Raw genomic sequence first — 12,681 nt, 5'->3', positions numbered from 1 at the left:
ATAGCGGGCTATCTGACGAAGAACAGGAGCGAAAAGGACCAAAAAATCGCCCAAAGCACACACGAAAAAGGATACATCAAGCCAAGAAAAACTTTTTGGAGAAATTCAAAACAGCTTCTAAAACTGGAGAATTGGAGGAAAATCCAACTTGTGCATTTTTTGCACAAGTTCGCACAGAAGGCAAAAGAACTGTTACTCGACAAATACCTTATTATAACTTAGACATGATTATTTCGGTCGGTTATCGAGTAAACTCTTTACGCGGTACGCAATTCCGCATTTGGGCAAATAAAGTATTAAAAGAATATCTGGTGAAAGGTTATGCCGTCAATAAAGCTTTGACGGAACAACGCTACACGGAATTGAAACAGCTGGTCGCCGTCTTGGGCAGGACGGTCAAGGCACAAGAAGCATTGACTTCCGATGATGCCCTCAATCTGGTAGAAGTGGTTTCCGATTATGCTTATGCCCTCGATACGCTGGACAAGTACGATTATCAGCAGTTGGCGGTAGAGCAGACTACGAACGAAGCAAAGTTCCGTGCAACGTATGAAGGTGCCATGCAAGCTATCGAAGAACTGAAGGCAAAGTTCGGCGGAAGCCAATGGTTCGCCCATGAGAAAGATGTATGATATTCTGAAATCCATAGCCAAACAGTTTAGTTTTGAATATCCCGAAAATAAGTTACTTAAACTCGCTGCTGAAATCAAGAAAATTGTAGCAGATAAATCCAAGTACACCGACTGGTCCACTCGTGATGACATAAAGGCAGAACTGAAAATGGATTTGATTTTGGTCTTAACCGAATATGGCTACCCTCCAGTAACAAATGACGAGGTGTTTAAAACAATTTTGGAACAAGCGGAGAACTTCAAGAAATACAATAGATATAGTCAATCAGAAATAAAATGCGAAAAATCATTTGTCATGCTGCATAGTGAAGCATCTCGGATGCACCCACTTATCCACACAGGTGTTTTTAGAGCGTATGCGATACGCCCCTACAAGTAATTTATAAAATGTGCACACCGCATAGTGGCTTTAAATCGTGGGCACGATGGCTTTATTGCAGACCTATTGCACATTTAAAATAAAAACCTTACTTTTGCATCGTAATTGGTTCTGCCTGTCTGTTCAGACAAGCGGATTAAAAGGGAATCGGGTGAAAATCCCGGACAGTCCCGCTGCTGTGAAGCTTCAATAATCTTCCGGTAAAAGCTATTACCACTGATGCGTTGTATCTGAAAAACGTATTGGGAAGGTTCCGGAAGAGAAGTCAGTCAGAAGACCTGCCAAGAGTTTATGTTATCTGTGTGCGAGGACAACACGGTTAATTGGTTTATTGAATACACTTTTTATTTATGGTTAAACAAAAAAGCCGGCTTGTCTGGCTGTTATCGTTTTGGACTGTATGGAACCATGCCTGCATTTTGTATGCCCAGAACTCGACCGACAGCCTGCAACACTTGAATGAAGTGCTGGTCACCGCACGTGCCTTGCAGAAAGACATCATTCCCGTACAGAGCTTGTCGGGAGAACAACTCCAAAGGCTAGGTTCGCACAACGTTGCTGACGCGTTACGCTATTTCTCTGGTGTACAACTGAAAGATTATGGAGGCATCGGAGGATTGAAAACGGTCAATATCCGAAGTATGGGTACCAACCACGTAGGGGTATTCTACGATGGCATCGAACTGGGAAATGCACAAAACGGAACTGTAGACCTGGGGCGTTTCTCGCTCGACAATATGGAAAGCGTCACACTCTACAACGGACAGAAAAGTGCCATTTTCCAGTCGGCTAAGGACTTTGGTTCGGCAGGTACCATCTATCTCCAGACGCGTATTCCCAAGTTTGAAGACAACAAGAAATATAATGTCAAGGCTACATTCAAGACTGGTTCGTTCGGAGTAGTAAACCCTGCCATCCTTTGGGAACAGCAAATCAACGAAAAGTTAAGCAGTTCCTTCAGTGCCGAGTATTTGTACACCACAGGTAAATATAAATTCCGCTATGCCACTGAAGGAGGCTATGACACCACTGCTGTGCGCCAGAATGGTGACGTAAACGCCCTGCGCATCGAGCATGGGTTATACGGTAACATCAAAAACGGCTACTGGCGTACCAAACTGTATGCTTACTTTTCCGACAGAGGTTATCCAGGAGCCATTGTGCGTAACAAGTTTACACACGAAGACCGCCAGAACGATGCCAATTTCTTTGCCCAAGCACTGTTCCGGAAAGATTTCTCGGAACGTTATCATTTTCTTGCCAGTGCTAAGTATGCCTACGATTACCTGCATTACCTTGCCGACCCGAACAAAGATGAATCGTTGATGTACATCAACAACCGTTACCGGCAGCAGGAACTTTATGTTTCGACTGCCAATTGCTTTGACCTGACACCGTACTGGAGCCTGAACCTGTCGGCAGACTGGCAATTCAACCTGCTGAATGCAAACTTAAAAGACTTTGTCTATCCACGGCGGAACACAGGACTTTTTGCTGCAGCCACAGCCTTTCATTTCGACTGCATACAATTGCAGGCAAGTGTACTGGGCACGTTTGTATCCGACCGTCTGAAAGAAAACGGACAACCGGCATCCGACAAGCTGGAATGGACACCATCGGTTATACTGAGCTACCGACCGTTTAAAAAGATAGACCTGAATTTCCGTGCCTTCTACAAACAGATATTTCGCATGCCTACCCTGAATGACCTGTACTACACATTCGTAGGCAATGCTTACCTTGACCCTGAATATACTCACCAATATAATATAGGTGTAACTTACAGAAAAGACTTCAAAAACCTGTGGATGAAACACATCGAGCTACAAGCCGATGTATATTACAACGAAGTAAAGAACAAGATAGTAGCAACCCCTACTTCCAACTTCTTCCGCTGGACCATGGTCAATCTGGGTGAAGTGGAAATCCGGGGCATAGATGTAGCTGTACAAACCGACTGGCAAGTGGGTAAAGAAGCCTTGCTAAGCGGACGCTTGAATTACACTTATCAGAAAGCACAAGACTTTACCGATCCCGATAATGAATTTTATGGCGGACAAATACCCTACATACCCTGGCACAGCGGATCGGCAGCGGTTAACTTCAATTGGCGTTCGTGGGAAGCCAGTTACAGTTTTATCTATACCGGCGAACGGTATTCTTCACAAGCCAACCTGCCCGTCAACTATCAACCGTCGTGGTACACCAGCGACTGTTCTCTTTCGAAACGGCAACGCATCCGTTCGCAAGAATTGAAACTGACTTTGGAAGTGAACAATCTGCTGAACCAACAATACGAAGTAGTATCGTGCTACCCGATGCCCGGCATCAATTTCAAATTCATCGTGCAATATATGTTTTAAAATATACCTCTTATGAAAATCAGAAGATATCCGCTTGTCCTGCTCCTGCTGGCATTGCTGTCGGGATGCAGGGAAGAACTGCCTGTGCTCGACTCGGAGCAGGAAATCATTACCTACCCTACCGACCCTAAGGACATTGAAGGCTTTTTTCTTCTCAACGAAGGAAACATGGGAAGCAACAAATGTACAATTGACTTTTTCAATGCACGGGGAGGATATTACCTTCGCAACATTTATCCGGAAAGCAACCCCGACATCGTAAAAGAACTGGGAGATGTAGGCAACGACATTCAGATACACGACGGAAAACTATATGTAGTGGTCAACTGTTCACACTTTGTAGAAGTGATGGACGCATGCACAGCCAAACATCTGGGAAGCGTCAACATTACTAATTGCCGCTACATAACCTTCGAAGATGACAAAGCCTATGTCAGTTCGTATGCCGGACCGGTTCAGATAGATCCAGAAGCACGCCCCGGCAAAGTGGTAGAATTTGATACGAATACTTTCCAGATAACCCGCGAAGTGGTAGTAGGTTATCAGCCTGAAGATATGGCTATCGTTAACGGAAGGCTGTATGTAGCCAACTCGGGCGGTTACCGTTACCCGAATTATGACCGTACCATTTCGGTCATCGACTTAGAGAGTTTTCAAGTGGTCAACACCATTGATGTAGCCATCAACCTGCACCAGATGGAAAAAGACTCGAAAGGAAACCTGTATGTTATTTCACGGGGAGACTATTATGGAGAAGGCTCGGATATCTACGTCATAGACCCTACTACCGAAACCGTAACCGGAAACCTGGGAATCTCTGCCAACCAAATGTGGATGGATGACGACCTGCTTTACATCATCTCTTCCGAATGGAGCTACACAGCCGGAAACAACGAAGTAGGTTACCGCATCTACGATACGGCACAAGGCAAAATGATTTCCGACAAATTCATTACCGATGGCACAGAAGCCGATATCCGACTTCCATACGGCATTGCAGTCAACCCTGAAACCAAGGAAATCTATGTAAGCGATGCTACCGACTACGTAACACCGGGGTATCTTTACTGCTTCACCTCCGAAGGCAAAAAACAATGGAGCGTACGTACAGGCGATATTCCGGCACATTTCGCCTTTGCCACAGAACCTTTCTATTACAACGATGCTCCGGAAGAAACAACCAGTTCGGCATACATCACCCAAGTAATCGAATACATGCCAGCTCCAGGCCAGTTTGTCAATGCTATGCCTGAATACGAAGAAGGCGACACACAGGAAGACATGAACCGGAAAGCCTTGGAAGCTATCGGGAATAACAATCGTGGCATGATTTCGCTAGGAGGATATGGAGGTTATGTCATCGTAGGCTTCGACCATCGGATTGAAAACAAAGCAGGACTACGGGATTTCCGTATTCTGGGCAATGCTTTTCAAGGAGCTTCTACTGCTGCAAGCGGAGGCAGTTACGAACCGGGTATCATCCAAGTTGCATTAGACGAAAATCAAGACGGACAGCCAGACGATGGACAATGGTATGAAATAGCCGGAAGTGCCCATCACGACCCTCAACAGGAAACATGGTATGAAACAGCTCTGAGTGCCGGTTGTGACATGGCTTTTTACAACGATTACGAAATTGTTTACCAAGCTCCCGAAGGAGAACCGGCCACCGAAGAAGAACAACAAACGTACATCTGCTGGACAGACAACAAAGGACAAACAGGATACATCCGGAAAAACGTCCATAATACCCAGTCTTATTATCCACAATGGATTAGCGACAAGGAGTTACGCTTCGAAGGTTCACGACTTCCGCAAAATGGAATAGACCAGAGTGGAAACGGTACCTACTTTGTCCTTTATCCGTTTACATACGGATATGCCGACAATGCCATGAATACCAACGATGAATCTGCTATTGACATTGACTGGGCAACCGACAGCGACGGTAATAAAGTCGATTTACCTGGTGTGGACCTCATTAAGATATATACCGGAATCAATCAGGAAAACGGATGGATAGGCGAATGCTCTACAGAAGTGAGTGGCGTGGAAGACCTGCACATGCTGGGTGAGGAAATTCCTACACGCTAACTTAGAAGCTGTTTTGAATTTCTCCAAAAAGTTTTTCTTGGCTTGATGTATCTGTTTTCGTGTGTGCTTTGGGCGATAAATTCAAAACAGCTTCTTAAGAACTGCCTGATAATGCTAATCAGAAGTTATACCATCGCGGTATGCAATTGTGCATTTTTGTTGATGCTATATAGAACACAGACTACATAAGAATACACAGAAGAATAGGTCAATAAACAATATGCTAATGTGAAAATATAGGTCATTCGCTGTAAGATTATTAATCTTACACCAGACGAAGCTATCCTTTTTAACTAATCTGGGTATGATGAAGTACAGTAATGCGAAGCGGACAGAACGTAGACAGCATGCCGGAACTGTGGCATTAACAAAATACACAAATCCATACCGCGCATAGTATAATAGTATAACTCCCCTGATCCGCATAAATAACAAATTGATATACAAAACAAAAAACCAAAAGGAAATGAAGAACTTATGCAATTGGCTGCTGATACTGATTTTAATCGGTACCACAGCATGTAAAGACGACAACACTCCAGTAGAACTCCAAGCGCCGGTATTCGAATTGACCGACAGCATAGGGCAAGACCAACCTGTCATCGTGGTTCCGGGAGAGACCTGCCAGATAAAATACCTAGCCGAACATATAAACAGCATTACAGCCGACAACGTACCCGAGGGATGGCAAGTCAATATAAACGAAGAAACGACCTGCATTGGTATCACTGCCCCATCGGCTTCGGAAAATGTTTCCAAGACCTTCAGCTTGCAATTGACTGCACAAGGTGAAAACAGACAAACCGTTACACTCAGCATAAACTTCTATCTTGTCACATTCGATGACCCGAAAGGAACATTTGTTCTGAACGAAGGAAATATGACCTCCGAAAACGGCTCACTTCTTTACATTACCGCCGAAGGATACATCGTAGACAATGTATACAAACGAGTAAATGGTACAGAACTGGGCAATGTACCCCAAGACATGTGTCAATACAACGGAAAAACCTACATCATTTCCCAAAACGGGAACGGCAATGCGATGGGAGCAGAATCGGATAATGACGGCATGTTGGTCATAACCGACACACGTACACTAAAGAAACTGAAAAGTTATCCGAAAGAGACGCTCAGCCCGCTAGACTGGCCTACACACATTGCCGTTATCGATGAAGAACACATTTATATCCGTGACAATGCCGGTATATGGCGAATGAACGAAAACGATGCATCGCTGACCTTTATCAAAGGTTCGGAAGAAGCCCCCAAAGCACCGTTTGCCATTGTCAATGGAAAGGTGTACACCTATTACAACCAAAACTTCATGACAGGACTTTACGAAATCACTCCAGGTAATGACCAAATTACAAACATTTCAGTACCGTTCTATTCGTTATATGGTATTACAGGCATAGCTTCAGCTCCCGACAACTGCCTGTGGATAATGAGTACTAAATTTGGAGGTGAAATCTCCATGAACCGGTACAACCCTGCGACTCAAGAAGACCTGGAGCGAAATTACATCAGCGAAGTCCCGTCAGTCGGGTCATCAGGATGTGCCTTTGCCACACATGGCAACACAATTTATTATGCCAGTGGAACAACTATTTATCGCCTTGACTTCCGTCCAGACATAGACCAAGGCAACAAAACACCACAAGATGAAATATTGACAGACTTGTCTTTGCTGGATGAAAAAGCCCAAATAATGTACAATGGCCTAGGGGTAAATCCCACCACAGGATATGTATATGCCAATACCCTGAAAGGAGTGGGACCGTTCTATACCACCAATCAACTTTGGGTATTCGACTTTGCAGGAAGCACCGGTACTCCTCTGTTCAAGTTTGAAAACTATACCCGCTTCCCGGCAGGTTTCTTCTTTATACCATGCGCAGTATAGATTTGTGCATTCTGTGTTCTATGATAGCATTCACAAAGAGACAAAAAGGTATTGGCATCTAACTTCCAGTCCGCCTGGCGGACGATAACTTCTTCCAACTCCTTCTTAACTCCTGATTGACATTACTAACTGAAATAAAAAAGAAATTACATTTTATGAGAAAAACAACGTTCTTCCTATTGGCAGGCTACTTATGCTTTACAGCCTGCAGCTCGGACAACATCAAAACTCTCCATCCTGAATCTGAGCCTACCGACAGCATATCCCAACCTACCCTTGAAGGATATGCTTCACCAAACGGCATATTAATACTGAACGGAGGGGCACGCATGCTAGAGAACGGCTCTTTATCCTACATTGCTCCTGATGGTACTGTAGAAACAAATGTATACAAAAAAGTAAATGGAACCGAACTGGGCAACCAGGCAGATGCCCTCTACCGTCATGGTAACAAACTTTATATTTTGTGTGACGACTATCTGGACCTTGACGAAGTCCCACAAGGAGACGGACTCCTGATTATCGCCGATGCAGAAACCATGAGAAAAGAAAAAGCCTATCCCCGTGAAATGATGACATTTGCCAGACCGGAGGGTTGCTTGCAAGAAAACGAACGCCTTGAAGTGGAAGCCAATTTATCGAACATCATCGTATTGGACGAACACAATGTATTTATCACAGACGCACAAGCTGCATATCGTTTCGACAGTACAACCGATGAACTGCATTTGATAGAAGGAAGCTATGCCTTAGGCAATCAAGGTGTTACCATCGAATCCATTATCTCTCCCAACGGTATGATGGCTATTGACGGCCATATCTATGCAGGAGCCGGCGGATTTTGGTCGGAGACAAAACTGGTAGAATTCAGCAAAGACAGCAACCAGATTAACCGCACGTTGGCTTTGGGAAAGGGGAATCTCATCTGTGGACTATGCCTGTTAGACGACGGTACGTTGGTAGCAGCCACATACACACGTGGAAACAACGTAACCTACCTTTATTATATCGACCTCGAATCATGGGACATCGCAAAAGAAACAGAAATCAGGACAACCATCTCACCAGATTATTTCAACACCGCCTCGTCAAGTATTTTTTCGTATAAAAACAATATCTACTTCCCGGAAAGTGAAACTCGTATTTCACGCCTGTCAGCCGATAACGGAAAAATAGAACCGTACATCGACATCCGGAAAGATGCCCCGAATGCCAATGGTTTCGACTGTATGACCATTGATGCACAAAACGGCAAACTCTACATCTCCACACATTCAGAATGCTTTGAAAATGTCATTCCGCAGTCTAATGTCCTGATATACGACCTGAACTCAGACCGTACGCAGGCTACGCGCTGCATTTCCGATATCACACATTACGCCACAGGAATTTATCCCATGTAAAAAACAAGGCGAGGCTGTGATAAGATTATAAAAACAGCCTCGCCCCTTGGCTTATCATCGTTTCGCCTCTATCAGTCTTTCGCCTGATGTACGGTCAATTGTGGGAATGGGAAACCGATACCTTCCTTATTAAAGGTTTCATATACCGTCTTGTTCATATCGAAATAAACATCCCAATAGTCTGCCGTTTTTGCCCATGCACGTACCTTAATGTCCACACTACTTGCAGACAAAGCCCCTAAAGCAATCATCGGTGCCGGAGTCTTTAAGATACGCGGATCATTATCAATAATGCGTTGAAGCACTTCTTTTACCCGCTCAAAATCTTCACCATATTCTACACCGAAAACCCATTCGGCACGACGTGTCTCCTGCTTACTGTAATTGGTGATGGCATTACTGCTCAATAATCCATTCGGTACATAAATAATCCGATTATCCACAGTGGTCAACACTGTATGGAATATCTGAATTTCTTTCACGGTGCCGCTTTCATCGTCAGGGCCATCAATATAGTCTCCCACCTTAAAAGGCTTGAACACCAGAATTATCAGACCACCGGCAAAATTAGACAGATTACCTGATAATGCCATACCAATAGCCACACCTGCCGAAGCCAGCAAAGCAGCCAGACTGGTAGTTTCCACTCCTAACTTGCTGATAACAGCAAAAGCAAGTACAATATTTAGCAACAAACTGACCAGACTTTCCAAAAAAGTCCGTACGCTCACTTCCAACTTCCTCCGTTCCAGTATTTTCCGGAACAGACGATTAATCTGCTTGATGACAAAACGCCCTATAATGAAGATTATCAAGGCAGCCAAAATACTTTTTCCTGCATCAATACTCCAATTCAACAGTTTGTCAAGCAAATCTTCTACATTAACCAATGTCGTTCCCGATTCTGCAGCCAGCAAAACCACATTCAATAAAGTTGATAATACCATAATTACTTCGTTTATTTGCACATTTCTTTTAATGAATGTCCGCATTTCACCTAATTGCCCCTACATAGGATGTTTTGCGGAATTCAATTTTCTTTCTTATACCTCCAGTTCACCTTTTCCCTGGCGGACAATTTCGGGTATATCTTCACAACAATTAATGACGGTAGAAGGTTCGATGCCTCCTATACCTCCGTCAATAATCAAATCGACTTCTTCGCCGAATTTTTCATCAATCAACTCAGGATCGGTTATATATTCTATATCCTCACCTTCCCGCAAAGGCAAGGTAGTGGTCAGAATCGGAGCTTCAAGCAAACGGCAAATTTCACGGATGATAGTATTATCGGGCACACGGATACCCACTTCTTTTCGGTTGCGAAATATCTTGGGCAGACGGCTGTCAGCTTTTAAGATAAAGGTAAAGGGACCGGGAAGATTACGTTTCATCAGCTTAAAAGTGGCATTCCCTACTTGCGCATATTCGCTGATATTGCTTAAATCGTAGCAAATGATAGAAAGGTTGTTCTTCTTCGGATTCAGGTTCTTCAGTCGGCAAATCTTTTCGATAGGACGTTCTTTCAAAGCGTGGCATCCCATCGCATACATCGTGTCGGTAGGATAAATGATAATTCCTCCGTCATTCAAGATATCCACGATATGCTGCAACACATCGGGATCATTGTGCTTGTCGTACAGTTTCTGTATCATAGGCTTCTTAAAAATTCACCACAGATTACACAGATTATTTTATTTATTTTTAATCTGTGTAATCTGTGGTGAAAAAAACATCACTTGCGGTCAGCTTTCAGCCGTTCTGCCATCGCCTTCGCCAGTTCTTTCGCCTGACGGGCGGTGTCCTGCCCCATGCTCTGCTTCATCTCAACCGGATTGCCTACAATTTCGAACTTCAACTTTTCGGCATATTCGGCAAGTTTCTTTACAGCTGCACTTGCCCAGGTATACGAACCGAAATAGCCCATCACACGGTTCTTCATCTCGCGGGCAGCTACCTTACTGAGCAAAGCTTCCATTTCGGGATAAAGATGCATATTATAGGTAGTACATCCCACTATCAGACCTTTGTAGCGGAAAATATCTGCCAAAATATACGAATGCGGTGTCTTCGATACGTTGTGCATCACGATGTTCTTGATACCCTGTGCGCTCAGTTCCTCGGCAATGGTTTCCGCCAGTTCTTCGGTATTGCCATACATCGTTCCGTATGCAATGACCACACCTTCCTCTCCTTCGTACCGGCTCAGGCGGTCATACAAGTCAACTACTTGCGGAATCTTCTCCGTCCATACCGGTCCGTGGGTAGAACAAATCATCTGAATATCAAGTCCCTTGCATTTCTGCAAAGCCTTCTGTACCGGATTGCCGAATTTACCGACAATGTTCGAGTAATACCGACGCATCTCACCTTCGTAGATTTCGGTATTGATATCCTTATCGATACAGCCACCGTTCAATGCACCAAAGCAACCAAACGCATCTCCCGAAAACAAGATACCTTCGGTTTCATCGAACGTAACCATCGTCTCGGGCCAATGTACCATTGGTATCAAGTAGAAACGCAAATTGTGATGTCCCAGTTTCAGGAAATCACCTTCACCCACTACATAACGGTCGCCTCCAATACCATAGAAACCTTCCACCATATCGAATGTTTTCTTGTTGCCCACCAATACGATATCGGGATAATATTGCTTGATCAAGGCGATAGAACCAGAATGGTCAGGCTCCATATGGTTAATAATCAAGTAATTGATTTTACGGTCACCTATTACCGACTTGATTTTCTTCAGATATACTTCGAAGAAAGCCACATCAACCGTATCTACCAATGCCACCATCTCGTCATCGGCTATCAAATAAGAGTTATAAGACACTCCGTATGGTAATGGCCATAAATTTTCGAACAACGCTTTCGAGCGGTCGTTCACACCTACATAATGTACATTCCCTTTCAGTTTCATGATTGTTTCAAATTAGTGACTTTTTAAACTTTAACCTTTTTACCTATTATTATATGTAATATTTTCCTTGCCAGGCATCACGCTCGCACATACGTTTCTGCAAGCGGGCGGTAAACTCGTGATTTTTCAATCCCCAGTCGGGAGCAAGCAACAGCTCTTTGGGAGATTGGGAAATGAAACGCTCCAACACCAGGTCTGGACGCAGATGTTCCACATAATCTATCACCACATCGATGTATTCATCGACCGAATACAAATGAAAATCGCTGGGATTTCTTTCATACTCGTATGCCATCCGTGTTCCTTTTATCAACTGCAACTGGTGCAGTTTCAAGGTAGTCAGCGGCAACAACGACAAAGCCTTGGTCTGCTCCAGCAGTGCTTGTTTTCCATCTTCTCCCGGAAGACCTACTATGACATGACCTCCTGTCCGTATCCCCCTTTCCGCTGTACGCCGTACAGTTTCTTGGGTACAAGCAAAGGTATGTCCACGATTGATACGCTGCAAAATTACATCGTTTGTACTTTCTATCCCATACTCAACCAACAAAAATGTCCGTTCATTCAATTCAGACAGATAGTCCAACAATTCCTCCGGCATACAATCCGGACGCGTCCCGATTACCAATCCCACCACATCCGGCACAGCCAAAGCTTCCTCGTACATCTGCACCAGCTGCTCCAATCCGGCATAAGTGTTGGTATATGCCTGAAAATAAGCCAAATATTTCATCTGTGGATATTTACGGGAAAAGAACTGTTTCCCTTCTTCCAACTGCACTGCTATTGGTTTTTCCGTCCGGCAATATTCGGGATTGAATGTCTGGTTATTGCAGTACGTACAACCACCGTATCCCTTCGTGCCATCACGATTAGGACACGTAAATCCTGCATTTACCGACAACTTCTGCACTTTGAACGGAAAATGTGCTGCCAGAAAAGCCGAAAAGTCTTTGTAACGTGATTGCCTGTCCATAA

9 protein-coding genes, 1 pseudogene and 1 riboswitch are annotated in these 12,681 nt (G+C 44.1%); of the genes and pseudogenes, 6 read left to right on the top strand and 4 right to left on the bottom strand.

Annotated elements, in window-relative coordinates:
* The 6 genes and pseudogenes from rhuM to B5F25_RS01800 form a co-directional block, all read left to right on the top strand.
* Positions 1-632 (top strand): RhuM family protein (gene rhuM, locus B5F25_RS01825; RefSeq protein ID WP_241148335.1); only part of this gene is annotated, 632 nt, incomplete at its 5' end.
* On the top strand, positions 616-1,011 hold the full coding sequence (locus B5F25_RS01820; protein ID WP_239465522.1) for a type I restriction enzyme endonuclease domain-containing protein: 396 nt from the start codon (positions 616-618) through the stop codon (positions 1,009-1,011). The genes rhuM and B5F25_RS01820, both read left to right, overlap by 17 nt.
* Positions 1,012-1,100: 89 nt before the next feature.
* Positions 1,101-1,312, top strand: a riboswitch (cobalamin riboswitch).
* Positions 1,313-1,361: 49 nt separating this feature from the next.
* Positions 1,362-3,374, top strand: coding sequence for a TonB-dependent receptor (locus B5F25_RS01815; protein ID WP_087247223.1), 2,013 nt, complete (start codon positions 1,362-1,364; stop codon positions 3,372-3,374).
* Positions 3,375-3,386: 12 nt separating this feature from the next.
* Positions 3,387-4,520, top strand: a pseudogene (locus B5F25_RS22695) (YncE family protein); the annotation flags it as partial.
* Between the two features lie 1,414 nt (positions 4,521-5,934).
* Entirely contained in the window at positions 5,935-7,374 is a 1,440-nt protein-coding gene (locus tag B5F25_RS01805) for a DUF5074 domain-containing protein (protein WP_087247221.1), read from the top strand.
* 155 nt (positions 7,375-7,529) lie between these two features.
* Complete coding sequence (locus B5F25_RS01800; RefSeq protein WP_140406840.1) at positions 7,530-8,777, top strand: DUF5074 domain-containing protein; 1,248 nt, start codon at positions 7,530-7,532, stop codon at positions 8,775-8,777.
* Between the two features lie 71 nt (positions 8,778-8,848).
* On the opposite strand, the gene B5F25_RS01795 is transcribed toward B5F25_RS01800, so the two are convergent.
* The 4 genes from B5F25_RS01795 to B5F25_RS01780 all read right to left on the bottom strand — a co-directional run bounded on the left by B5F25_RS01795 (position 8,849) and on the right by B5F25_RS01780 (position 12,679).
* Positions 8,849-9,724, bottom strand: coding sequence for a mechanosensitive ion channel domain-containing protein (locus B5F25_RS01795; RefSeq protein WP_241148333.1), 876 nt, complete (start codon positions 9,722-9,724; stop codon positions 8,849-8,851).
* 96 nt (positions 9,725-9,820) lie between these two features.
* Positions 9,821-10,432, bottom strand: a complete 612-nt coding sequence (locus B5F25_RS01790; protein WP_022039732.1) for an L-threonylcarbamoyladenylate synthase — start codon at positions 10,430-10,432, stop codon at positions 9,821-9,823.
* Between the two features lie 80 nt (positions 10,433-10,512).
* Positions 10,513-11,703, bottom strand: a complete 1,191-nt coding sequence (locus B5F25_RS01785; RefSeq protein WP_022039731.1) for an FprA family A-type flavoprotein — start codon at positions 11,701-11,703, stop codon at positions 10,513-10,515.
* 49 nt (positions 11,704-11,752) lie between these two features.
* Positions 11,753-12,679 (bottom strand): TIGR01212 family radical SAM protein, encoded by a 927-nt coding sequence (locus B5F25_RS01780; RefSeq protein ID WP_087247216.1) that lies wholly within the window; start codon positions 12,677-12,679, stop codon positions 11,753-11,755.
* Between the last annotated feature and the right edge of the window lie 2 nt (positions 12,680-12,681).

The organism is Bacteroides sp. An19, assembly GCF_002160215.1.
In the GTDB taxonomy this organism is placed as follows: Bacteria; Bacteroidota; Bacteroidia; order Bacteroidales; family Bacteroidaceae; genus Phocaeicola; species Phocaeicola intestinalis.
Note: the sequence above shows the minus strand (reverse complement) of the source record. Positions and strands in the feature narration are given on the sequence as shown.

Coding starts and splice junctions, on each gene's coding strand:
- B5F25_RS01820 (WP_239465522.1), top strand. CDS start 616: ATGAGAAAGATGTATGATATTCTGAAATCCATAGCCAAACAGTTTAGT.
- B5F25_RS01815 (WP_087247223.1), top strand. CDS start 1,362: ATGGTTAAACAAAAAAGCCGGCTTGTCTGGCTGTTATCGTTTTGGACT.
- B5F25_RS01805 (WP_087247221.1), top strand. CDS start 5,935: ATGAAGAACTTATGCAATTGGCTGCTGATACTGATTTTAATCGGTACC.
- B5F25_RS01800 (WP_140406840.1), top strand. CDS start 7,530: ATGAGAAAAACAACGTTCTTCCTATTGGCAGGCTACTTATGCTTTACA.
- B5F25_RS01795 (WP_241148333.1), bottom strand. CDS start 9,724: ATGGTATTATCAACTTTATTGAATGTGGTTTTGCTGGCTGCAGAATCG.
- B5F25_RS01790 (WP_022039732.1), bottom strand. CDS start 10,432: ATGATACAGAAACTGTACGACAAGCACAATGATCCCGATGTGTTGCAG.
- B5F25_RS01785 (WP_022039731.1), bottom strand. CDS start 11,703: ATGAAACTGAAAGGGAATGTACATTATGTAGGTGTGAACGACCGCTCG.
- B5F25_RS01780 (WP_087247216.1), bottom strand. CDS start 12,679: ATGGACAGGCAATCACGTTACAAAGACTTTTCGGCTTTTCTGGCAGCA.